Source organism: Mucilaginibacter sp. P1_A3 (assembly GCF_056406855.1).
In genome coordinates this window covers 460,864-485,480 of record NZ_JBFTZJ010000007.1, presented here as the reverse complement: position 1 = coordinate 485,480, position 24,617 = coordinate 460,864, and the positions used below count along the sequence as shown (strand labels likewise).

Below are 24,617 nucleotides of genomic sequence, written 5' to 3'. Positions count from 1 at the left end.
ACGCATACCTCTACACTTGCAAAGGATTGAATGTCAGATTCCATTCTTACTTGCTTTCTTCCCTGCTGCACCCATGCAGTTGCCACCTGCATAAATGAGGAAAGTGTTTTCATCTGTTCAAATAGATGGAATGGTGTTTCCATTCACCAGATAATCAGTTATTACAAAGAACATCTTGTAATGTCCGCTTACTTTACTCACGGACAACAAGTCACACATGCCGCTGCAATTCCTGATGCATTTTCCCTGCAGGAAAACCCGGTTTGCAGTTCCCGCCCCGGCTTCACTTACAAACCCGGTTTTCCTGCTGCATGGCAGGAGCCTGCCTGCCGGACAGGCCTCTGCCCGTTCCCCTGCTTCTTTGCGATCCACAAATTGATGAGATCCTTTTTAACAATTGGGAACCTGCTTATAAGGAAGCGACTGAAGCAGTATGATTAGGCGGGTGTATTACCCCGCCCGGCGATCCGGCTCATCGTTCTGCAAAGCGGCACTTCCTCACCAGATCACCAGGCCGCACAGCCGGAACCTGCCTCCCGGGCTTCCGGCCCTCATCCCGGATAAGACCGTACGTTGCACCTGGCTTATCCACCCCGCTCTCCCGGCAGGCAGGCACCTGCTCTTTCCCGAAAATATAAGGAATTGTTGTTTGATCAGTTATTTTTATTCAGTCGAAACGGGTAAAAAGCGCAGCTAAAATCGCGCCCGCAGTTTTCGTGGGGTTGCCAAAAGACTACGGCATAAACGGTTTCCTCCCCAAAGGGTCCCCTCCAGTTATTCCGAAAAATACCGCAAAGGCAAAGAAGTTGAACTCGCCGATCACACTAAGTTCAGCTATTCTGCTGTTGATGCCCATGGTATACGTTCCGATAAGATAGCGCTTGTTGCTTCTGTATTGATTGATGGCGGTCTTTCTTATGTTTTATACAAAGGCCTGAACGCCCTGTTTAATCAAAAGCGGGAACAGAAAGAAGCCGAAAAACTGAGCGCCGGATATTACAATGCTGTAAGGGACATGGAAAACCGGCAGTCTGAGATGAAGGGTGAGGCACGCCGTTCCTATACCCGAAGCGGAGGCTCCCGGTAATGCGCACCCGGCTGGAACAATTCGGAATTCCCGAACAGATCCGGGCTTTCTTTAATATCCAGGTACCGGTATTTGACTACGGTGACAGCTTTGAACATTATGGCGACGGCTTTCATAAAATACCGGCCACTCAAAATCTCTGGCTTGCCGGGAATAGAACAGCGCGAGAAGTGATCATTACTTTTTCCGCTATGGAAGCTGTCGCCTTTTTAACGATGAACAGGCAGCGGTACCCGAATTATGAACAGCTTGCTTTTATCGCTATCGGCAGCAGGTTTTCTCCCCGGCAGGCAGACTGGATCCGCTCAAATTACCGCAAACGGAAATTTACGCTGGTATTCGGAAAAGAACTCATCGGCAATATGACTGACATCAAAATGGCAGCAGGCCTGAAAGGGATACAGCTGCGTTTACACCACGCCGGTCATAAAACCATAGTTCAGCATATTGCCGGTATAAAGATCTTTGAAGATGAGCTGCTCAGCCTCCATGCCTGGGAACTTGCCTCCGGGATGCGAACCGGCATAAGGACACGCAAGCCCCTTAAACATATCAACTTTTTAGAAGAATTAAAACATGACACAGACAGATGATATCATGCTCAGACCGGCACTGATCTTTGCATTTTTAAAAACACTCCCGCTGGTACTCCTTGCCGCAGCCTTTCTATTACTGGCCTGGTGCCTTTCACCTTACTTCATCCTGTTCAGTCTCGCGGTGACCGGAGCTGCCTGGTACCGGGTGCTGTTTATCAGAAACTGCCGGTACCTGATCACAGCGGAATATATCCGGACAAGCAGGGGGATATTTTTCAGGCGCGTTGACCAGATCGAAATGTTCCGCGTAAAGGACTATATCATGACCCAGTCATTTACGCTTCAGCTGTTTAAACTGATGGATGTTACTTTAAAGTGTACGGACCCGGAAAACCCGGTGGTGTGGTTCAGGGGAATACCTGAATCCGGCATCATTGATGTTATCCGTGAAAGGGTTCTGGCAGCCCGCCAGCACAACAATATCTATGAACTTAACTGAAAAAACGCTTGGAAATTACTAAGTAATTTAGTATCTTTAACTGTTAAATGTTATGAAAAATTTCGTCCATTTTATATTCACCTGCCTCGTATCCACCTTCGGATTCTTCGGTGCGCTGAGCATGAAGGACAATCCATGGCCCGGCTTTGCCGTTGCCTTTGGTGTCTGGGCAATATTCCTCTGGCGCTATAGTGTCCGTACAAAACGGGAAGCGATGAAACGCCGATATGATGAGCATATGTTCCGTGAATATATGCATTTCAGACAGCGTGAGTCCCGTCGCTGATAGTAATATTTTTTTTATAATTTGCGTTCTATTAATAGGACTGGCATCCTGCCTGTCTTTGTGATAAGGTTTAGGTTAAGATCCTCCGGCGGCGAGCGCTCGGGGGATCTTTATTATAAACCGGATCTCTCCGCAATCTGCGATCCAAACAATCCTCACGGAACCTTGAAAGATCAACCGTAAAACAGACGGTAATAATGATAACAGATATTTACAAGGGCCACATAATCTCCGTTTTTCTCGTCAATAGCTTCATCGATCAGATCATTCAGGTAATTGATCTTGGTTCGAATCTCCAGCGAATTGATCTCAAAATTCTTTCCTTCCCCAATTTCAATGGTATACTGTACCAGCTCCCTTTCAAGTTTTTTAAAGTCATCACGGTTCATATAAAGTCTGTTCTGTGATATTGAGATATCATATTATTATACTACTAACACGCATAACCGTCGTTATTGCACAGCAATCGGACCGATAACCAAGATCAGATCTTAATAGTCCCGGTCAGGATGAAGTTTGCCTGCGAAAAGCTTCCGCCACTGCGGATCCAGTCAATGCCGATCCCGAGAGATGAAGGGATGACAATATTAGTCGGGCTCAGCGGTTTAGACAATACATTCAAAAACGCACCGACATGGTAGTTGGAAGCGGGTGCCGAGAAATAATTATAAGCAACAAACGGGATCAGGTTTACGTAACTGTAATACATGGCAAATGCTGCAGATAATCTTGCATTCGTTATATTCGTTTTCAGGGAACCATATTGCCCGCGGAAATCCGTCAATGCTACAATTGACGGTGTCACGGTCGTCTCACTAATATTCTGATAGCTGATCAGGTCATCTTTATTCCAGGTATGCTGAAGTGTACCTGTAACGGCAAGTACTTCCAAAAAGTTCGGATGATGCCCCGTCGGAAGGAGCCAGTTTAAATAACCTCAACCCCATAAGTCAGCGGTTTTCGGTTCTGCTCAGTATTGACGTCTGTATTATAGAGTTTGATATTATCCATTTTGAAGAGTGCATTAAAGCCGCCGGTCAATGCCCCGCCTTTCATATCAAGCCGCCTAAAAGTATCCGTGGCCAACTGGTAACCGAATTTCGCCCCGATACCCGGTCGCATTTTGTTCAGTGTCAGGTAGCCGTCATCACCGGAGTTCAGCATCGACAACTGTGCAAAAATCTGATGCTTCTTGATCATGGTCACAACACGTTGTCCCGTGCGACGATCAACATAACTTTTAGGAACAGTGTCCGTGGTAAAGGCTTTGGACAGTGTCAGCGGTGCGCTCGTTGTCAGCTGGAAAGTCAGCTCTTGAGAGGAAAAATAAGTAAAAACACTTTGGTTCTTACTGTCAACGCCGATGGACTGTGACCTGGCGGAACCGGCGATAAATACCAGGATCAGGAAAAGTAGGTTTTTTTTCATGATGATAAGATTTAGTATTTGAATTTAATAAAAGCAATTGATAAACAATAGTTTATCAATAAAAATATCGCTCTCTACCTGTCTTCAACTTTATCCTGCATCATAAGGCCTGTTGCCATCCCACTCTCCCTAAACAATAAGAAGACGCCGGTATATCTTATTATTATTATCGTTCCACAAACACTTCAATACTTATCATAATCGTTCCGCGCGGGTTTCAGCGATGTCTTGAATTCAAAGGTTGCAAACCTGTCAAAACCGGCTGAAACACACGCATCATAAAAGGCAAGATATTCGATTTTTATCTCCTGGTCAAGTATCGGGTGATCTTCAACGAAATATCTTAGGTCCTCAGGACTTCCAAAGAAATTCCTTATAGCCTCCCAGATCGTATTCATATTCTCTTCCCGGTGTTCGTGCTGAATACTATATTTTAGAAATTGATATGGATTCGTATTACTGAGCGTATCTTTTAATCCCGGAACAAGCTTGTCTTCGAAGCGCCAGTGCTCCGTGACATAACCACGCCTGCCGGGGAAATCGATGGTGTATTCGTGTCTTGTCCACCAGGCAAGGTACATGGCGTCCTGGCTCAATCCCGCCTGCTGTACATGTTTATTGAAGTATTGCACAGAAAAATCAGTCAGTCTGTCTTTGCTTAATCCGATATCTTGCGACCCCTTTTTTATGTGATAAATGATCTCATTATGGAACAGATAAGGGAAAGGGGCCTGTTCAAAAAGACTTTCCAGGAAATCTACATAAAGCGAGGCTTCTTTTTTATAATAAGTTCTGACATGGCGGTCATCGACATTCCATAACTCATCGATCAGCGCCTGCAGGTCGAAAGAACGTCCGTTCTCTTTTCGTTTATATTTCGGACCGATATCAAAGAGCGAGCGAATTTTAAGTTCATAACTTTCTCTGTTGTTTGGTTTCTCCTGGAAAAGGCGCATGGCCAATGGGCGTAAAATATTACGCGATATGCAATCTTCAATGAAAGATCTCATAGAATCCGGTCCGCCGTCGAAGGCAGTCCGGTAGCTCTTTTCTGACAGCTCATTCCCGGAAAGCCTGTAGCGGAAATATCGCTCGAAGAACATCGGATAAATGATCGCGTTTTTTGCTTTTTTGGAGCGGTCAAATTTAAAGAACAGATTATTCAGAATACCGCTGATCAGTTTTATCTCGCTTTCAGTGTAATATTTTTCTTCCCGGAAAGTTCTGGCAATTTTTAAAAGATCATTTTTTTCTTCTTTATAGGTTAATAGTTCATAGAACTCTTCGTGAGAAGACCTCGAGCCGCTCACCCATGCGAAGTCATCCGTGTGCTCAAATAACCTGTCATAAATTAAAGGAAAGCGGAACTTTAACAATTCAAGAACAAACAGGCTCTCAAACATCACCTCCGTGCCCAGCAGGTGGTAAGTGATCTTAAAATTATTAACGAACTTGATGACATCCCTGGATTGCCGGAATACTTTTTCGAATGCGAAATTGAATTTGTTCTGGAATCCGCTTTCCACAATATGGCTGCGATAGGCATCCATATGATCGCCTGTAACAAAAGGGGTAATAAGTTTTTCGAGAAGGAACAGCAGATCATTACTTTCTCTTTTTGGCAGCGGTATCTCGAGCTGTATGATCTTGTCAAGATAGCTCTGCCCGGCCTTGGCATTCAGCGATTTGATGGATTCTTCTATGTAAGACCGTTCATATGCCACCAGATAGAAGATATTCGTAAAGTTTGCAGTATTACGTATGAGTCGCAGTACCTCCATTACCTCATCATGGTAAAGACGATCAAGGTCGTCGATTGTTATGACTATCTTTTTTCCTGATTCATCCAACAGCGCATTGATCCGGTCAAAGTCGTCCCTGTAACTTCCTTTGTAAAAAAGCTTTCCGGCCAGACCGACCTGCCGAACAAGTCGTTCAGCCGAACTGTCTATGCGGCTTAATTTCCTTGAATAGTCAAGGACCAACCCGGAGATCTGAGGATTAAACTCGTATAATTTGCCGGCGAGCAGATCGAAGAAGTCCTTTTGAATATGTGGGGTGCTTTCGGCGCTCCACGGGTTAAAATCTGCAACCTCTACGAATTCTTTATCAAGGCAGGCTTTGATCAGGTTGATGAACGAAGTTTTGCCGCTGCCATATTCTCCCAGAACACCTATCGCGAAGGCCTTTGTGTTCTGCGTCGCACTTATTTTTTTTGCGATCTCCCGGGCCACTTCCTTACGGTTAAAGCCGTCTTCTTCCGCCGTTTCGATAGCCAGGTCCTCGATAAACCCGTTCCCTCCGCGCTCCTCTGCAGGATGTTTGGGCAATAATGTACTGAGAACAGGTAGCACAAGTGCCGCTGTGATCATGTCCCAGTTCCGGAGAAAAGGGAATAATACAGAATGCTGGAACTTCCAGTAGTCATCGGACAACTGTAATACATAATATCCGAAGACAAAGACGGCTACTCTTCTCAGGAAGCCTTTATCCCCGTAATTCCATAACCAGGCACAAACACCGAGTGATAACATCAGCAGGATCACATTATTGAATAGGTTGTTCCTGAATTCAGAAATAACAGGATTTACTATAAATTTATTCAGAAACACATTTAATGGATTGCTGAAGAAAAGCAGCAATGCTATACAACCAAAAAGCCATAACAGGGAAGGGAATTCCCTAAGGACTTTTGTTCTAAGTTCAAGTATGAGCAACTTCATTTTAAAAGACAATGGTTTAAGTTTAAAGGCAGAAAACCGGGATTCTCCGCAGCAAAAATACAATTATAATTCCTCTCTGTCAGAGCAGGCCATTCGTTCAAACGAATTTTCAATGTGTCCGTTCTACCGCTATTTCTCTTTTAACAGTATCTTCAGCAACATAACTCAGGACATCCTTAATTCGGAATTCCCTAACCTCCTGTGAACATGTCGTTTTACTCCTATGTTCCTGGCATAAAGATGATCTTAACTTCGGTTTACCGTTTAAATTATCAGATATTTACAGATAGCTGTAAAATACCATCAGCCCGAATATTATGACCTACAGAACCAAAGCATCATTCGACCCTGAACCTTTGCCATTCGATACATACATTCCACCTGATGCCGATAAAATTATTCTTGGAACCTTTCCGACTAAAAAGAGTTTGAGAAAATATGCCTTCTTTTATCCGAATCCCAGAAATAAGTTCTGGAAAGTATTGGCAAAACTGCTCGGAGAAGATATTATTCATAAAGACGGAGATAAGGCTGTGATTGAGCGGCAAAATATTCTTGACCGGCTTCATCTGGCTATCAGCGATATGGGGCACATTATTTATCGTCAAAACGAAAGTTCGCTTGATGCAAATATTTTTCCTGTAGAATTTACTGATATCTTTCAAATAATTGACGACAACCCCTCAATTAAAACAGTGATCGTAACGAGCAGTACCAAAGGTTCCAGCGTATTCTCCTGGTTCGCCGCTTATTGCCAATTGAATAATGTTGCATTGAAAAAACCAAAAGACGCGCTGATACCCTGGCAAACAGTTATCCATAATAATAACAAAACGATAAAAGTCATCGTCCTACATTCAACTTCAGGTGCCGCATACAAAGAGGAAGAGGAATTGATAGCCATGTACGATAAAGCAATTCTCAGCAACATCATATAATAATGCATTGAAATATACAGGGCCATATTTATTACGATAACAAATTCAGAACTACTCTTTTCGGCAGATAACATCTTTACCGATCATTTCTGCAGGGCTGGTGATTGGCATGTAAAGGCCTATATCTTCAGATAGAATTTACAAGGTCCGGTAGAGCCCGGAAGGGTTTATGAAGGAATGTTGAATTATGACAAATTTAATTAAATTGCAGTGCTGTTTAACCTTACACAATGAGCCATCTTCTTTATTCGGTACGGGAAATTTTTTCATCATCCGGTTACCTTCACACCAACCAAAAAAAGTATTATAATATCCCTCTGTATCAGCGGGGCTATAAGTGGGATCCCAACCATATTGAAAAGCTGCTTAAAGATATAGACGCTTTCAAGCCACAGGAAGGGAAGTTTTATTGCCTGCAAAACATCACAATAGTACCTGAAGATGATCACTTTAATGTCGTCGATGGCCAACAACGGTTAACAACTTTGACCTTGATCCTGGCTTTTCTGTCCGAACGGTCAATGGTCAATAATAAAATCCGGTTTCCTGAAAACTCGATCAGGATGCAGACTAATAAGTTCCTTAATACGATCATCACTAAAGAAGGACATCGTTTCCCCGAAGATACCTGGGATGAATTTATAAACCACAAACCGGATTATGATCACCAGGATATCGGACACTTATATAAAGGCTATCAGGCAATTCAAAAATGGTTTCATGACTTTCGTGTACTGAGAGCCGGCAGTGAAATGGACTTCCTTGACATCTTATTGGATAATGTTAAAATTATTGTGAACAAGGTGGAACGAGTGGATAGTGAAGAAAAGATATTCGGCAATCTTAATTCCAAAAGAGTACCTCTGGATGGCGCAGACCTGATAAGAGCAATGTTGATCACCAGGGTTGCACACGAAGAAGGAAAGCGCGAAAGTGATATTAAAAATATTGTCCGCGTCAACGAAAGAAGGGTCAAGATCGGGTGGGAACTTGATCAGATCAATCAATGGTGGAGTAAAGACGATATAAAAGCTTACTTTTCGAAATTTAAGAATATCAGATCAGAAGAAACGTCGTCCGGCGTAAAAATTTTCAACGACAATCTTTACCCGCTGAATCTTCTTTACCTGTTGTTTGCCGAGAAGAAACAAGAAGATGAATTAACGCTCGAATTGGTTGAAAAACATAACAATGACGCACTGGGCCTTTATAAAGAATTACTTAAACTTCATTATACCTTGCAGGACTGGTATAATGATAAATATATCTACCATTTCCTAGGATATCTGTTCAACCATCTGAGAAAAGCCGAGTTCAATTTCAAGGGCGCCTGGGATCTGTGGGAAGAAAGTAAGACTCGCGGGGCGTTCATCGACGAATTGAAAGATCGGATCAGAGCATCCATCTCCCCTGACGGTAAGCTTATGGATTATGATGATCCGGAGATCAACTGGTATGACGACCGTCGTGAACTGCTGGTGCGGTCAATGATCCTGATGGACATCATACACTCCCTGAAAGATAAACATCCTAAATTGCCCGTAATAGCATTCACTAAAACCAATAACGATATTGAGCATATCTTCCCTAAAAAACCGGACAAAGATAAACTCGCCGAGCAAAGGGAATATTTGCAATTCCTGAATGTGAACGTGATCAGGAACGATAAAGACAGATTCGATCTTAGTCATTTTGACAAAAAGAAAAATGACCCTGAATATCATGCAACGGTAATCGGGTTCATAGAAGATCATGTTTCTTCCATAAAGATCAACTCAATAGGGAACCTGGTATTACTGTACAGTTCATGGAACAGAAGTATTCAGAATGCAACTTATCCTGTGAAGAGAGCAAGAATAATTGAATATTTTCAGCAAGGCCATTTTATACAGCCACATACCTTTCAGGTATTCATAAGATACTTTAATGATAAACGAGATGAGAACCGGGACCTCGAGCACTGGACGAATAACGACATCATAGCCAATACCAATTTCATTACAAAAAAAATAGCCACCTTCTTCAGCTCATCTAATGAATAATAATCAAACACTTGAAGAAGTATCTGTCAATGATCTTCTAAAAAGTTATAACCTGATCGTGCCGGAGATCCAGCGTGAATATGTTTGGGGACATAACTATAATAACATCCTGGGTTCTTTTTTTAAAGACATCAAAGAAGGGGTTCGGGATGAAGGAACAGGATCCGAAACGATGACAAAAGCGATAGGGATTTTAAACTCAAGCATGGAGAATGCAGACGAAAATGTCCGGAACATGATCAGTGCAGTAGTAAAGAAAATGCACGTCGAAAATAATGAGATGAACATCGGATTCCTTTATTCTTACCGGCCTGATTACTTTGTCTTCAATGATAGAAGTGAGGATATTTACCTGATCGATGGCCAGCAAAGATTTACTACCCTTGTTTTGATGTTGTTTTACTTCTCTATTAAAGAGGAGAGAACAGATGACTATTTAAACTTGTTCCGATTTGATCAAAAATCAGAGAGGATAGCGTTCGATTACCGGGTAAGAACCCTTACACATAGTTTTTTCGTGGATCTGATAAGCCAAACAAAAAAACTAGAGGATATTTCCGATATACAGAAAAAAAATTGGTTTCTCTCTAATTATGGGGATGACCCAACTATTAAAGCTGTAGTTTTTGGATTGTTTCCTAAGATGCATGAAGCTTTTGCCGACGATGATAACTTTTACTATGACTTCTTAAAGCATAAAGTAAAATTCTGGCACTTTCGCACGGAAGAGACCTCACAGGGCGAGGAGCTTTATATAACAATGAATTCCAGAGGGCAGCAGCTTGCTGATAATGAAAACCTTCGGGCCGCCCTTTTCGAACCAGAGTCTATTGGTAGCGCGGGTAAAAATGCTTTATACTGGAGCGGACGCTGGGAGATCTGGCAGGATTTTTTCTGGAAGAAACGAAAAAAAGATCAGAACTCGAACGCTGATGCCGGTTTTAACGAATTTCTCCGGTGGGTCCAGATTTGCAGGATGACAGAAAAGGAAAGACTGATCATCGATGACGAGGACGAGGAATCTTTGGATAAACGGGATATTATTAAGATCATCAAATGGGAGAAAGACCCTCAATTGGACATTGCTTTCTTATCCCTGCCTGAAATAGATAGCTATTTCAACGCGCTGGAATATCTGTATGAAGTATTCCCACTGGCAATCAAGGAGTTTAAATCAAAGTTCAGCACTTACAGCAATTTTGATCTGCTTGATCTGAAATGGCTTTCTCCTGCGGAAGCTACCATCCCTCAAATCGATTTGTTTCGGTTACTTCCGGTCCTATATTACGTTAAACGAATACTTACTACGAATAATGATCCTGACCCTGCAACACTTTTCAGGCTACTGAGGTTCTTTCATAATATGCGGCACAATGAGACCATAACGAAAACGGCCGGTCTTCAAACAATCAATTCCCTGAAGCTCATGGGACGCTTGCGTCATGGCGATGATCTTACCGTTCTGTTGCGTTTCAAATCAAATGCCGCTTCAATCTTAAACACAGAAGAACGTGTTAAACTGAGTATCCTTTCGGATCATCCGCAACGGCAGGAAGTGGAAGACAGGTTTTGGTTTGCGGAGGATATGCACTATAATCGGGGACAGATAGGATTTTTAATTGATTGGTCGAAAACAAATAACAACGGAGAATTCTCAATCAGGATCTTCGGAAAGATGCTTGCTTCTTATGTATACATAGTTTCAGAGGAAAGTGCAATTCGGGGAGATCTGTTGCTGACCGCTGCATTCGATACATATTGGGATAGGGTGACCTGGCATCACGAATTTTATAAGAATGAGGAATTCCTTGGATTCGTTTTGGCCTGGCATAAGTCGAAACAGACAGCGCTCAGTGATTTCCTGATGATCAGAAGAAAGAATTTTATTAAACGATATCAGACTGTAGAAGATATCAAAAATGAGCTCTCTCCCAAAAAACAGCTTTACATCTACTATATCATAAATCAAAATATTCTTGCCCCAAACCCTCATTGGAATTGGGGTGAAGGCCTGAATTTAGGCATATATACTAACTTTGGGGAGGCCAGGAGTATATTTCAGGAAAAGCGCATATTCCAGTTTTTTAGAAGCCACTTCCGTGAAAATTACGACAAGGTTCTATGGATCCAAAGAGACCTGAGATTAGGTCCCCAAAAAATACAGAAACTCCTTGATTGGTCAAAAAGCTAAGTGAACCGACCCGGAGCCTTGGACCTGATCGGAATGTCGATCAGGGCTGTGTGACGATCAGTGAAAATCTCATGCCCTTCCGGGCAAATAGATCATTCCTCCGGTACAATAAGACTGCCGATCATAAATGCACTTCTGTCAACTATTTTAAAATTCACTTGAGCGCTGACAATTATCCGCAAGCCAGCACGCATTCGGATAATGATCTTCGACCGCTCCTCTTCAGAATGTATGGGGCTGCCGTTGGGCAGGGCATACCGGGCATGGTAAGCAATTTCTGCCTCCTCAGGCGAGATGGCTTGGGCGTCGACCTGTAAAATATGCTCAAACCAATTCTCATTTTCCAGATATTCCATTTCAAAAGCCTGTTTGAAATTTGCCACTATCACGTAATTGCGTAAGCGGTCACCATGAGAGCGAAAAACCGGAATCCCGTCGAAGGTTCCCATGTGAATTTTATTGGAGAACTCATTTTCCGATTGATAATTCTTCAAGAACCGCGGATCTTTTAGAAAATCAGGATCGAGATAAGAAAATGAAGGTTGTAAAATAATGCAATCAGGCTTGACATTCTGACTTGTCAGTTTAGCGATACTGTCATCTAACAACTGAACGACTGAGGCATTTTGGAGCGATACGGGTGCCAGGGTAAGTGTCTGTAAAAAGAACTCATCATCAAGCTCGCGCCCCGCCCAGTTGCCATATTCCCGGAAAGGCTGCATCCCGAAATCAAACGGAGGTTCCACCAGCAGTAGCTTATTGCCGGCTTCGATCTGGTTCCTGCCGACAGCAACCAAACCCGTCGCATCGGTAACAGGGACCAGCGTCCCCATCTTCTGGAACATTTCGTAAATGTGGGCCTGTGTCTTCCATGCTTTTGAAACCCCTTCTTTGAACTGTTTAACGAGTTCCGGATCGAGTTCTGCATCAGCTATAGCCAGTTGTCGGTCATCCTGCTGTTTGACGGCCAATCGGTCAAAAAGGTCAATCACCCGGTCCGCTTTCTGCGTGAGATCGTCAGGGCTATCCACATTAAGGATTTTTTCCCATTCCGCATAATTTTTCAGAAAAGTATCCTTGACAAATCTCAGACCATCACGGATCGTGCTGATGGAATTTACGTCTTCCACGCTGATCTGCTCTGTAAAAAAAGGCAGGTGGTTTTCCATGATATTTTCTGCCAGAAAACCCAACATAAGCCAGGCATCAGGATTTTCCGGTTTGTCATCATCTTCATCCGACTTGGGCAGTCGCCATTCCTGCCAGTTAAAATAATGAGGAACGCCCCTTCGAAAAAAGAACAGATCGGCCAGCGGCTCCTCAAAATCACGATAAGGGATAGTGATTGAACTGATGAACTTCACCGCTTCTTCTATGCTCAGCTTGTTATTAAGCCGCATATGAAATATCCAAGATTTAATAGCAAACATCGTATGCCGACGATATCTTTGCGGTTCCTTTGATTGTTCATAACGGGTCTGTAACACACGGAGCTGACCTTCTTCGACATCATCGGAAGTTTCAAGATCCCTGATCTCCTGTCTTAACTCATAATTTTCAGCTTCGAATTTTTGCAGGCCCAGCACTTTGACCGCTGAACGAAACCGTGCGAAATCACGGTAATAGGTCATATAGAAAAGAAGCTGGCCCAAACCCAAAAAAGTTTGATAAATAAACCTGTTGATCAGATGTGTATCCGTTTCCCCGCGAAGCTTGAACATCAGGTCGGTCAATAAGAAATCATAATAACCGGAACTGTCAACATTAGAAAGGAACTGCTGATATTCCGGATTTCCGGCTTTATTAACGAATAGTGGGTACACCAGGTATTGAAATTTCAGCATTGACGTATAAACGGGAAAGTACAGTTTTTCAAGAGCCTGTTCCGTATTGATCTTGGCGAATGTCATTAACTTTTGAAAAACACGATAATGCTTCTTTCTGATGCTTTCTTCAAATGCCTCATACAATCGCAGGTCCACACCCGCGACCAGGTCCGATCCACCTTCCGGCCGATGGCTAAGCTGCAGCCGGTAGAGTTCAGATAAGCCGTCAAGGATGCGTCCGAGTTCCTTCGCCTTGCCGTTTTCTGCATGGTCAACCATTTTTTCATCAAAATGCTGACGAATCTCCGTAACCGATTTGCTTTCTTTCGGGCCTTTCCGGTAGAAATACAAAGCTTTTTTTAGCTGGTCCCGATCTGACGAAGTCAATTCCCAACCATCCGGGATCAAAAAATCGCCGGCCGGATCAATCATTTCGTCCAACGAAAGCAAATGGTAATGCATCGGCTGATCCTTATGGCTTCTTAGCCAATAGTCAAGAAAATGAATGTTGATATCCTCCAGGTATCTGACTTCAATTTCTTCTTCCTTCTCTTCCTTTGGCTGGTCTGCATTGTTGATCAGGCGCATCATACTTCCCAGTATCCTTCTGTTGAACAACTCTGAGGACAGGTATGCCCGGACACCGTTCCGCTCCATTAGATTTTTGAAAGCCAACCGACTATAACTGATCATCATTCCATCCTTCACGATCTCGCAGGCCTTTTCCTTCAGCTCCTCATTCATGAGCTTATCAATATTGGCTGCGCTGAAAAAGGTCACTGCTCTGGCGAATAACAGTCCGATAGCGACAAGAACGATGATAAATGCCACACTGCCGGCAATAGAAAGTTCATTGTGAAATTTCGAAGGGGAATCATTCTTGAAAACGGAAAGCAGCACGAGGCAAACCAAAGTGCTCAGGATGTAAAACAGGTATGGATAGATCTTCACCCGCTTGATCACCTGTTGATAAGCATAAGGTTCTTTAACTGCGATATTACCGACCAAAAAAACGACGACCGCAAGACTCATACCGCTGATGGTGGACAGATTCCCGGCCCTGTCCTTGATCAGGTCATCATCAGGATGACCGATTTCCACAAAACAAAGGATACCTGCGACCGAGCAGAAAAGAGCAAAAGTACATAGTACGATCACCCACCAATTTTCCAATTTGGCCGCTTTATCAAAGATTCGTCGATGATTCTTTCTGTTTAGTATCTCGTCTATTTCAGGGTGATTCTCTCTGAAGTGCTTTTCGATCCGGAAACGAAGCCAGGTCTCATGATTACGGTGCATAGTTTAGGTGTCTGGAAATTGGATAAAAATAAACAATAATTGCAGCCGGCAATACTTCGATTACTCTTTTCGCCAAATCACCCGGCATCCCTGTATTTACCGGAGTTCCGGATCTATTTCCGTACTTTATCAGCCACAATACGGGATCGAGTACCTTGAAGCAATTCCACCCTTTATCATACCGGGATAACGGTGTCAGGACCGGACGCTGCAACAGACCTGTCTGAGTTTGCAATATGCAAAAAATGCATATTGCTTTTTTTATCAAGTCCATCTTCTTTTAAAATATTTTTAATGTGTTGTTGTCAGTACAGACATTTTCCCGTTACATCGGGGATAATGTATACAGCCGTAAAATTCACTGTAAAGACCTCTTCGCTTTATAAGAGGTCCATGGCATTCCGGGCACGTTCTTTCGGCCTGCTCAGGCGAGATACCGGTTGTCGCCTGCAGTTCCAATAAGAACTTACTGGGTTGGCTTTCGTTATAGATCAAGTAGTTTTTATACCGCGCGCGAGTGATCGCCACGTAAAATACCCGTCGTTCTTCTGCATTTTCAAAACCATCGCCTTCATGCAGCAAATAGCTCAACAAAGGGTCATCGGCAATTTCCGACGGAAACCCCAATACACCTGAGTCGACGTCCAGGAGTACCGCATAATCACAAGTCATACCTTTGACGCCATGTGCCGTAAAAAATGTGATGGTGAGCTTGGGAAACAAGCGGCGTAAGCCGGAGATATCTCTTGGCACGTTCAGTTTATATCGGCCGATCAGGAAAACGGAGGCGTCTGCTTGCAGCACAGCTATTTTTTCCAATACCGTTAATAGATGTTGCGATTTTAATTGAAGAAATTGCTCCCGGTTTCCACTAAATGGCGGCATTTTTACAAACTCAAAGCTCACATGCCCCTCCGGTGTCGACTGGTTGGCTGTGAGCTGCTTTCGGATCTGGGACGGGTTTTTCTGTACAAAGCCGCTACTCGCATGAAGGATTTGTTCATTAAAGCGATACGTCTTTAATACAGCGGTTTGACTGGTGAAGCCGAATTGTTCTTTAAACCGAGTGATGATCGATATATCGCTGCCGGTAAAGCGGAAGATCGATTGCCAATCATCGCCGACCGCGTAAAGTTTTACGTCCGGATTTTGCTGACGGATCGCTTTTAACAATTGATAGCGCCCAAGTGACATATCCTGAAACTCATCGACCAGTATATATTTATAAGGCTTTGTGTATTTGCCATTCCTGAAATGCTGTGCCGCATGGTTGATCATGTCATTGTAGTCAACCGCCGGAATGTTTTTTAAGTGGCTGTCGTAGGCGCTGAACAGTGGCTTAAAGATATCCATAAATACCATGAGTCGTTTATCGTCCTTAGCTGGGATCGGGTCAGCCGGTGTTTTGCCATTTGATTTCATCAGGCCCAGAAAAGTATAGATCAGGCCCATGCACTCTTGATATTGATCGGATTTCCTGATCAGTTCGAGCATTTCTTGGGGACTCCGCTGTCGTAATGTGACCCCTTCGCTGATAAGCTTTTTCTTCAGGTTTGCTATGAGGTTGCCTTCACGATTCTCATAGGAATACGTTTTGATCAGGCGGGTCTGGTATTTGGCATGGATACGTTCTTTCCAGGTTATACCGGCATGATAGTAATCTCGGGCAGTTTTATAAGGTGGCCGGGTATTGAACCAATAAGGTACATCACCATTGCGGTCAATCCCAAAGTGTTCATGCCAGATCTGATGATCCGTTAAATAAAAGTCGGGTTGATAAACGCCATATCCGGCGTTCCGATCTTCTTCATTAAGCGGAAAATGGCGTTGATATTCGTAGTCAACGTTGAACAGGCAAAAGAAGTTGGCGATCTCCACTTCTTCTTTGCTGTTTACCTTCACGCCGTCAAGCGTCACATTTTTAAAGCTTTGCTCGTAAGTCAGGTAGTCGTTTTTTGTTTCGAATTCAAATTCGTTCCTTGCAGGCCGGTTAAAGAAAGCCAGGAAGTTCATTGCCTTGCGCTGAAAGTCAGGATTATTGATGAACAGTTCATCGAACTGCTCCTGTAAGAAAGCCTTGGCCGCGTTATCATCGCCGTCAAACGCCAGCAGGATCTCTTGCGCTGAACAACTGCGGCTGACAAGGAAACCAAAGCTATTGAAGGTGCGGACCTCCAGGTCCTTGGCTTCCGGAATATGCTGACAAAAACGTGTACACCGGTCATACATTTCCCTGACAGCATTTTTCGTGAAAGAAATAATTAAAAGTTCCTCAGGGCAAGCTATTCCTTTTTCCAGTAAATAAGCTACTTTACCCGAGATGGTTGTCGTCTTGCCGGTACCGGCACCGGCGATAACCAGATTGTTATCTTCGTCGCGAATGATCGCTTCGATCTGATCATCAGATAAAGGATAGCTTTCAAGATTCGCAAAAAAACCGGCGAACTTTTCCGCTTCCCTTGTGACAAATTGGTTGTTATAATCCTGTCGTATGGTGGAAGACTGATCAAAATTATCGCGAAAACGCCGTATCGCTTCCACATGATCAACAGGTAAGCCGATCCGTTCAAACTTAGACCCAATGGCTTTGCGTGTTTCCCCGTAAGCGTTTAAAAACAACTGTTCATCCCGGTTAGCGAAATATTGCTCGAAATTGGTCAGCCGTTCAAAATGCGAATTCGCTTCCCTGATCTGATCGGCTATATCCAGCAGGCGTTGTTTGAGTGGTTTTTTTCGGAGCCATTCACGGATCAGATACCAGATCCCGATAATAGAGAGTGAAAGTAAGAGAAATCGGATAATATGAATAAGTACCTTTCGGAAAGACATCGTTGTGACTAGGTTAAGGAAATCTGTAACTATCTCAAATTTAACAATTAGTGCCTTAGATAACAAAAGGTCTTTACTGTGGCTGTATAATAAAATTCGTCATCTGATTTTTGGCTTGTACTCATCCACGTACGAAAAGACAGCCCTGATTTCTATAAAAAGGTCTTTTATGATCTTATCCGCAGGAAATCCTTATCAATCTATGAAAACGGTTGCCTTAAATTCAACCCTCAACATCAAAGTTTTTTAACTGCTCATATTCAAATGCCGCATTTTAACGATAGAACTGTGAGATCAGACTTTACCATTTGATAATATCATAAGCGGGAACTTCTATAACCGGCTTAAACTCTTTTAATGTTTTATTTAATCTTGTTTTGATCGGCAACCGTTTGCCCGGCAAATTTTTCTCCAGATACCGTTTTAAGGACTCCGTTTGTTTTTCTACTTCCTTATAAATAGCCTGACTGGATGAAAATTGCTCCGCTTCAATATATTCTTTTAAATGGATCAGGTTGACAACGATAAAGTCAAAGGCTTTTGTACATAGTTTGTTCTTCAGGTAGTATTTGGAAAGATGCCGTCCTGTAGCAGTCCAAAAGTTCAGCAATCCGGCGGTCAGTTTTTCCTCATATTGCAGTTTCAAGATAAAATCGCTCAATGTCTGCATGATTTCCGCTACATAAAACTTTTCGCTTAAGGCCAGGTCAGCAATATGGCTGGACTCCAGATCAAAGGAGGTTAATCTCAGGAAAAATCCTGCAGATTTGACCGCCGCTGATACATTTTCTGTACGGATACGGAAGATCTGTTCAATAATGGCCGCCTCCTGGTAAACCCCTAAATTCGGATATTCTCCGTTTATGATACCCAAATACAAATGTTTGAGTTCAGAATCACATTCGTAAAATAAATCGTTATCCTTCAAGGTTATCGCACTATCCTGAATACCGAAGAGATCCATCAAAAAATTAATGATATGATCCCATTGAATACTGTCGTCTATATAATGGTATGTTTCCTTCTGCTCGTATGTCCAATACAGGTCATTTACCAATTCCTGAGCCGGGCAATTATTTTTTAAATTAAGTTTAAAGCTGGTAACGATAATATTAACGCCTTTATACAAGGGTTCTTTCAGCCCATTCCTGGTTAGGAAATTTACATATTTGCTGGAATAAAAATCGAGTGACTGCAGATACATCAGCGGTATCTTTTTGACTGCTGCATAATCATACAGCAGTTCCATACATTCCCATACCGTATTAAAATATTGGATATTCTGAACCCTAAGTGCCTCAGTTTGCGCGGACTCCCATAGAAAACAAAGAGCCTCTGTAATATTATCTGTGTTTCTTCTGTCTTTTCCTTCACCTATCAGCTGTATTGCTTTCCTATTAATTGCAATTAAAGTGGTCGTATAGGCTTCGTAATCATGTTCCCTTATATAGATGATCAGCTGCTGCCTTATCCTGATCAAAAGTCTGTTATTATCATTAAATGAAAACTTATCCCACTGCAACTGGATGACCTCAAAAAAATTTGCTGACTCGAGCCTCTCAATTTCTGCAAGTGTTCTGTTTAGCAAGTTCGTGGTTTCGAGGATTTTTCTGATGGAGGGAAAAAGCGTTACTACGAAAAATACAAACAGAATAAGCAGGTAATAAACCATTGTCAGATCAGCGGGACTGCGAAAATCCTGGATATAGCAGTAGGCCACAAGGGAGGACACCATAACAACAATAAAAAGAGTTATGATTCGAATGACAATGGGGTGATTTAAAATACTGTCTTCCTTTCTTCGGAAAAATCCGCCTTTGGAGAGGTCAAATGTCAACAGGATCACGGCGATCACCACACCGATTATAGAAGCGGTCGCGCTGATAAGCAGGCCGAAAATTTCTTTTGGCAGGATATCACTCAGATGCAAATAATCCGGAATAAATCCTTTAGAAAAAAAACGCGTACCGATCAACAAAACAATAAGTAATATCAGTAGGTAATTTCTTTTTATTATTTGTTTCATGTATACTACCCCTATTCTCTAAACGATACAATTTGGTATTGGCGATGAATATTGACAATCGAAGATAAAGTATTAAGCCGATACTATTCAAGTGTGACGGGAGATTTGATACTAAAGAATCCAACAGAACGAAACCACATTAAATGGATCGAAGACTCGCTAAATTGATAGCATAACCCTTTATCAGATATTCCTTAAGAACACTATGTGCCGATTTTCTGAATTGCATACCCCGGATAAATTCAACCCTGTGCCCAACTGATATAATTACATCAAGGTTATCGCTTTTTACCTTTCTTAAAACCTTCCTTTTTCCTTCTTCCTGAACTACCGAGGAATCCTCGGTAGTTGAACTTCCCTCTAATTCTCCTTTTTTAAAACATTTCCGATGTGCAGACCTGTTGTATCAGAATCCTTCTGAAATAAATCAGCCATTTGCCTCCGATTTTTATAATGATTGTGCTTGCAATTTGCCTGTTCTTCGAAAATCTGGTAGTTGTAATACCCCCAACTGATCAATGCCTCTTAGGATTTTCAGAAAATAACGAACGGTTCATGGCCACGACTTCTTCGTGTGTAGGCGGCATTGTAAAATCCATAAATTTCCCGATAGCCTGATCCCGCAGGTGTGCGGCATTTTCTTTGTCGCCATTGCCTAGGGCTTGCTTGAGTTCTGCCACACTCAATTCGGTACAATAGGCCGGAGTGCCTGGCTGATGCTTCCAGGAATCTGCCAGTGTACCTGCATCAACAGCGTCGAACCCCGCATCATTGATCAAGATCGATACTATCTCTTTGACCTGTTGATCGTCGCCTGACACCGCCATCGCGATCCGGTCTTTGGCACCTTCAGATTTGCCACCATGTTCAAGGCTATGGGCCAGCAAATTGTTAAAAGCTTTGATCACCGGTCTTCCCAGGGTTTCCGCAACCCATACACTTTCGACTTTGCCATTCTTCAAGTCTTCTATTTCACCATCCCGGAAAGGATAATAGTTAGATGTATCAACCACGACCACCTTATCAGAAACTTTTGCGATAAGATCTGATAATTCCGGGACTGCTATTGTAGGAACGGATACGATAAGTACCTCAACATCCGCTATGATCTGGTCTTTGGTGGATGGCATAACGCCCAGTTCCCGGGCCCTTTCTTCCAATTTTTGCTGACCTCCTGAGCTGTAAATCTTTACCTCGTGACCGGTTGCAGCTAATTTCTTTGCGATGATGCCGCCGATTGCGCCGGTACCTATAATTCCTATTTTCATTACGCTTGTTTTTAAATTCTCAATAAATTCTTTTGCAAAATTGGTGAATTTATACTTTCCTTTGTATAGCACTTTCCCAAAGGAAAGTGTAATAGCTTTAAATGAGGTTTTATGGCGGCTAAAAAAGCACATTGTGATTGCATCGAAACGATAAAGCCCGTGAGGGATGCACTCGACGTGATCAATGGTAAATGGAAACTACCCATTATTATTTCTGTTGGTGTTGGAAACGATCGGTTCACCGATATTCAGGAAAGTATCCCCGGTATTACACCCAAAGTTTTGGCGAAAGAACTGAAAGACCTGGAACAGCACCGGTTGCTCATCAGGACCGTGATCGATGGCTACCCGGTGAAGATCACCTATCAATTAGCTGAATATGCCGATACGCTGACGCCCATCATCTATTCCCTGAAAGACTGGGGTTTGAATCACCGTAAAAAAGTGACGGAACGGGATAACGATTAGCTTAAGTTATCCCCATACTTACATTTCGTAAAAACGTTTCATTATTGCCTACTTTTGTATCAGAATAGCTGTATTAGTTAGCAGAACTTTGTCCTTATAAATATTAAAAAATAATATAATGGCAAAAACAATTTTTATAACAGGTGCATCCCGCGGATTCGGCAGGATCTGGGCAGAAGCGTTTCTAAAACGTGGCGATAATGTAGTTGCGGCTGTTCGTAACCCTGAAACATTAACAGAACTTACAAAAGAGTTTTCTTCAAATCTATTGGTACTAAAACTTGATGTAACTGATAAAAAAGCAAGTTTCGAAGCAATTGAAACTGCAAAAACTCACTTTGGCCGCATCGATGTATTAATAAACAATGCCGGCTACGGGCATATTGGAGCTGTAGAGGAGTTAAACGAGCAAGATGTCAGAACGCAGTTTGAAACTAATGTACTGGGTTCACTATGGACTATACAAGCGGTTGTGCCCATCATGCGTCAGCAAAAATCAGGGCAAATCATTCAACTTTCAAGTGCTCTGGGTTTGAATACCGTATCATTAATGGGATTGTATAGTGCATCTAAGTTCGCAGTTGAAGGCCTTGCTGAAACACTGGCTGGCGAAGTAAGTGATTTTGGTATTAAAGTAACCATAGTGGAACCAGGCGGATACTCTACTGATTTCTTTGGAACCACTTCTCTCGCCTTAAGCGAATCTCTTCCTGCTTATGATGACGTACGTAAAACCTTTTACGAACACGCTGGTGAACAAGATTCCGGTAACCCGGCAGCAACTGCCAATGCGCTAATTGCCCTGGTGGATTCGGAAAATCCTCCATTAAGATTGCTGTTGGGTAAAACTGTTTACCCCTGGGTAAAATACACTTACGAGGAGCGCCTGAAAACATGGGAATCATGGCAGGATGTTTCTGTGGCAGCACATGGTTAAGAAAAGTAACAGGAGCGGGATCCGGATTTGCCCGGTCCCGTTTTTATAATGGCAAACAATATGAAGCATTTTAAAAAAATCAGCGAACTGCATGAAGTTCTTGGTGTCAAGCCGCCTGAGCACCCCCTTTTTAGTGTGGCTTACGGTGAAAGGGATACTTGCACAAGCATCAGCGAACTTGAATTTTCTTCAGCATTTTACATCATTGGATTTAAAAAGCTGAAATCGGGGCAAATGCTTTACGGAAAAACCAAGTATGACCATGACCTCGGTTCCATGTCATTTATCAAACCGCAGCAGAAAGTATTTTTCCAAAACATGGAGTTAGAGGAAAAGGGGTTTCTGATCATCATCCATGAGGACTTTTTACCTGGAACCTCCCTCTACAATGAAATTAAAAAATACAGCTATTTTGACTACGAGGTGAATGAGGCACTACATCTTTCACCGGCAGAAGAAAATGTTATCTGGAACCTTTATTTCAGCATAGAAAAGGAATATAACAACAATACGGATGAACATAGCAAAGCGATCATCATCAGTCATATTGATTCAATGCTCAAATATGCACAGCGGTTTTATAAAAGACAGTTTATTCACCGGACAGAATTAACCGGCGCGACGCTTACCAGGTTCAATGCACTACTCGCTGCAAATTTTGAAGAAAGAAAATTGAAAGATAACGGACTTCCTACTGTCGCTTCTTTGGCAGAAAAGATGCATATATCTCCCCGCTATTTAACTGATCTGCTTAAAGACGAAACGGGTAAAACAGCGTTAGAACTTATTCACCTTTTTTTGATCGGTGAAGCAAAAAATATGCTGACAGGGGGCGATATGAACATATCGGAGATCTCGTCGTCGCTTGGTTTTGAGAATCTAACCTATTTTTCGCGTCTGTTTAAAAAAGAGGTCGGAAGTACTCCAAATAAATTCAGGGACAGCTTATTGAATTAGGGCGGGTAGATCTTTTTATTGACCGGATCAACAGTTAGAACCTTAGGTAAACTACTCTACCCGGTGCGACAGTTATAATGAAATTTAATATTAAAAATGAAGCGTACAGCAAAAGCATACTGGTCAGGAACTATAAACGAAGGGAAAGGTAAACTGACCACACAACGTGAAACCTTGAACAAGGCAAACTTCAGTTTCAAATCCCGCGTGTCTGCAAACGAAAAAGGTACAAATCCTGAAGAACTGCTTGTGGCAGAAAAATGTACGCCATGTCTTTATGCAAACTATTGGTAAATTTGGGAAATAAATAAGGCGTTGAAATCTGACATCATAAATCACCAATTTAAGGATGACCTCACTTTAGGCTTTGAAGTCGTTTCATTAGTTGATCTGTACGCCCGCAGCCGGGATCTGCTTACTCAGCCGCATCGGACAGCCTTTTATCATATTATATGGTTTAAAACAGGGAACCTGACGCATATGGTGGACTTTCAACCTTTCCCGATAGAGGAAGACACCATTCTCTTTCTTAAAAAAAATATTGTCCAGGTTTATGATCGTTCTCCGTCTATTGCAGGGAAAGCTATCCTGTTTACCGACACTTTTTTCTGTAGAACCGAGGCCGACGCTCGCTTCTTAAAGGGGACTATTCTATTTAACGACTTGTTTACGACTTCTGCTATTCGTTTACCTGGTCCTGCTGTTTTCCCTGTGCTTCTTGACCTGATGGAAGCCGAGGCTTCCTGTCCGTCTGACCAGTATCAGGCCGATGTACTGAGGGGTTACCTCCATAACTTTTTGCTCCACGCGGAAAGAGAAAGACGTAAACAAGGTTTTAAAGAAGTCAGGAAAGGTGCAGACCTGGACTATGTGCTGCTTTTCAACGACCTGATCGAAGCAGAATACAAAACCCGCAAGCAGGTTCATTATTTTGCGTCCCGGCTGAGCGTTACTGAAAAACGGCTGAACCAGGCTACATCTAAAGTGATTGGGAAAACGGCCAAGCAGATGATCGACGACCGCATCCTGCTGGAAGCCAAAAGAATGCTGGCACATACGCATGACACGATAAAAGAGGTCGGGTATGCGCTTGGCTTTGACGAACCTACCAACTTTATCAAATATTTCCGTAAGCATAACGGCTCCACACCGGTTGAGTTCCGGGAGAAACTAACTGCTCAAACATCTGCCTAAAAGTATCATCTAAAGGCGCTTTTCTACCTTTTTACCCGGGCTTATACATCCCATCTTTGTATCACAAAAGCAAAGAAATGAAG

The 24,617-nt window shown here is 42.7% G+C and carries 20 protein-coding genes and 1 pseudogene; 10 read left to right on the top strand and 11 right to left on the bottom strand.

All coding sequences use genetic code 11. The features are described 5' to 3' along the window. Positions 1–117: 117 nt before the first annotated feature. Positions 118–372: a hypothetical protein gene (locus AC1D0K_RS17520; RefSeq protein WP_477463088.1), complete on the bottom strand. Its 255-nt coding sequence runs from the start codon at positions 370–372 to the stop codon at positions 118–120. A 714-nt stretch (positions 373–1,086) separates the two neighbouring features. Here AC1D0K_RS17520 and AC1D0K_RS17515 point away from each other — a divergent pair. Both AC1D0K_RS17515 and AC1D0K_RS17510 read left to right on the top strand, forming a co-directional pair. Further along, complete coding sequence (locus AC1D0K_RS17515) at positions 1,087–1,680, top strand: hypothetical protein (protein WP_477399786.1); 594 nt, start codon at positions 1,087–1,089, stop codon at positions 1,678–1,680. Next, entirely contained in the window at positions 1,664–2,122 is a 459-nt protein-coding gene (locus AC1D0K_RS17510; protein ID WP_477399783.1) for a PH domain-containing protein, read from the top strand. Before AC1D0K_RS17515 ends, AC1D0K_RS17510 begins: the two co-directional genes overlap by 17 nt. A 43-nt stretch (positions 2,123–2,165) precedes the next feature. Here the strand turns inward: AC1D0K_RS17510 and AC1D0K_RS17505 are convergent, their stop codons facing one another. The 5 genes from AC1D0K_RS17505 to AC1D0K_RS17485 all read right to left on the bottom strand — a co-directional run bounded on the left by AC1D0K_RS17505 (position 2,166) and on the right by AC1D0K_RS17485 (position 6,559). Further along, on the bottom strand, positions 2,166–2,381 hold the full coding sequence (locus AC1D0K_RS17505; protein ID WP_477399781.1) for a hypothetical protein: 216 nt from the start codon (positions 2,379–2,381) through the stop codon (positions 2,166–2,168). A 200-nt stretch (positions 2,382–2,581) separates the two neighbouring features. Then, positions 2,582–2,797, bottom strand: coding sequence for a hypothetical protein (locus tag AC1D0K_RS17500; protein ID WP_477399779.1), 216 nt, complete (start codon positions 2,795–2,797; stop codon positions 2,582–2,584). Positions 2,798–2,892: 95 nt separating this feature from the next. Then, the gene (locus tag AC1D0K_RS17495; RefSeq protein ID WP_477399777.1) at positions 2,893–3,300 is read right to left on the bottom strand and encodes a hypothetical protein; all 408 of its coding nucleotides are present in this window, start codon (positions 3,298–3,300) and stop codon (positions 2,893–2,895) included. Between the two features lie 35 nt (positions 3,301–3,335). Continuing rightward, positions 3,336–3,836 (bottom strand): hypothetical protein, encoded by a 501-nt coding sequence (locus AC1D0K_RS17490; RefSeq protein WP_477399775.1) that lies wholly within the window; start codon positions 3,834–3,836, stop codon positions 3,336–3,338. A gap of 185 nt (positions 3,837–4,021) precedes the next feature. Further along, a complete protein-coding gene (locus tag AC1D0K_RS17485; protein WP_477396180.1) occupies positions 4,022–6,559 on the bottom strand; it encodes a KAP family P-loop NTPase fold protein in 2,538 nt (845 codons plus the stop codon). Between the two features lie 317 nt (positions 6,560–6,876). Here AC1D0K_RS17485 and AC1D0K_RS17480 point away from each other — a divergent pair, with 317 nt between their 5' ends. From AC1D0K_RS17480 to AC1D0K_RS17470, 3 genes are all read left to right on the top strand, one after another. Next, the gene (locus AC1D0K_RS17480; RefSeq protein WP_477396182.1) at positions 6,877–7,497 is read left to right on the top strand and encodes a hypothetical protein; all 621 of its coding nucleotides are present in this window, start codon (positions 6,877–6,879) and stop codon (positions 7,495–7,497) included. A gap of 230 nt (positions 7,498–7,727) precedes the next feature. After that, the gene (locus AC1D0K_RS17475) at positions 7,728–9,539 is read left to right on the top strand and encodes a DUF262 domain-containing protein (protein WP_477396184.1); all 1,812 of its coding nucleotides are present in this window, start codon (positions 7,728–7,730) and stop codon (positions 9,537–9,539) included. Then, a complete protein-coding gene (locus tag AC1D0K_RS17470; RefSeq protein ID WP_477441292.1) occupies positions 9,532–11,730 on the top strand; it encodes a GmrSD restriction endonuclease domain-containing protein in 2,199 nt (732 codons plus the stop codon). Before AC1D0K_RS17475 ends, AC1D0K_RS17470 begins: the two co-directional genes overlap by 8 nt. A 92-nt stretch (positions 11,731–11,822) precedes the next feature. Here the strand turns inward: AC1D0K_RS17470 and AC1D0K_RS17465 are convergent, their stop codons facing one another. From AC1D0K_RS17465 to AC1D0K_RS17445, 5 genes and pseudogenes are all read right to left on the bottom strand, one after another. Next, positions 11,823–14,855 (bottom strand): hypothetical protein, encoded by a 3,033-nt coding sequence (locus tag AC1D0K_RS17465; protein WP_477396188.1) that lies wholly within the window; start codon positions 14,853–14,855, stop codon positions 11,823–11,825. A 291-nt stretch (positions 14,856–15,146) separates the two neighbouring features. After that, positions 15,147–17,684, bottom strand: coding sequence for a UvrD-helicase domain-containing protein (locus AC1D0K_RS17460; RefSeq protein WP_477396190.1), 2,538 nt, complete (start codon positions 17,682–17,684; stop codon positions 15,147–15,149). Between the two features lie 301 nt (positions 17,685–17,985). Further along, positions 17,986–19,710, bottom strand: coding sequence for a hypothetical protein (locus AC1D0K_RS17455; RefSeq protein ID WP_477396192.1), 1,725 nt, complete (start codon positions 19,708–19,710; stop codon positions 17,986–17,988). Between the two features lie 139 nt (positions 19,711–19,849). Continuing rightward, positions 19,850–20,050, bottom strand: a pseudogene (gene rhuM, locus AC1D0K_RS17450) (RhuM family protein); the annotation flags it as partial. A 175-nt stretch (positions 20,051–20,225) separates the two neighbouring features. After that, positions 20,226–21,110 (bottom strand): NADPH-dependent F420 reductase, encoded by an 885-nt coding sequence (locus AC1D0K_RS17445; RefSeq protein ID WP_477396194.1) that lies wholly within the window; start codon positions 21,108–21,110, stop codon positions 20,226–20,228. Between AC1D0K_RS17445 and AC1D0K_RS17440 the strand changes: the two genes are divergently transcribed. From AC1D0K_RS17440 to AC1D0K_RS17420, 5 genes are all read left to right on the top strand, one after another. Further along, positions 21,090–21,446, top strand: coding sequence for a winged helix-turn-helix transcriptional regulator (locus AC1D0K_RS17440; RefSeq protein WP_477396196.1), 357 nt, complete (start codon positions 21,090–21,092; stop codon positions 21,444–21,446). The genes AC1D0K_RS17445 and AC1D0K_RS17440 overlap by 21 nt on opposite strands. A 118-nt stretch (positions 21,447–21,564) precedes the next feature. After that, positions 21,565–22,383: an SDR family NAD(P)-dependent oxidoreductase gene (locus tag AC1D0K_RS17435; protein WP_477396198.1), complete on the top strand. Its 819-nt coding sequence runs from the start codon at positions 21,565–21,567 to the stop codon at positions 22,381–22,383. Between the two features lie 60 nt (positions 22,384–22,443). Further along, complete coding sequence (locus AC1D0K_RS17430) at positions 22,444–23,340, top strand: helix-turn-helix domain-containing protein (RefSeq protein WP_477396200.1); 897 nt, start codon at positions 22,444–22,446, stop codon at positions 23,338–23,340. 96 nt (positions 23,341–23,436) lie between these two features. Continuing rightward, positions 23,437–23,634 carry an OsmC family protein gene (locus AC1D0K_RS17425; RefSeq protein ID WP_477396202.1) on the top strand — a complete coding sequence of 66 codons (198 nt, stop codon included), beginning with the start codon at positions 23,437–23,439 and terminating at the stop codon, positions 23,632–23,634. Positions 23,635–23,655: 21 nt separating this feature from the next. Further along, positions 23,656–24,534 (top strand): AraC family transcriptional regulator, encoded by an 879-nt coding sequence (locus AC1D0K_RS17420; protein WP_477396204.1) that lies wholly within the window; start codon positions 23,656–23,658, stop codon positions 24,532–24,534. Positions 24,535–24,617: the final 83 nt, after the last annotated feature.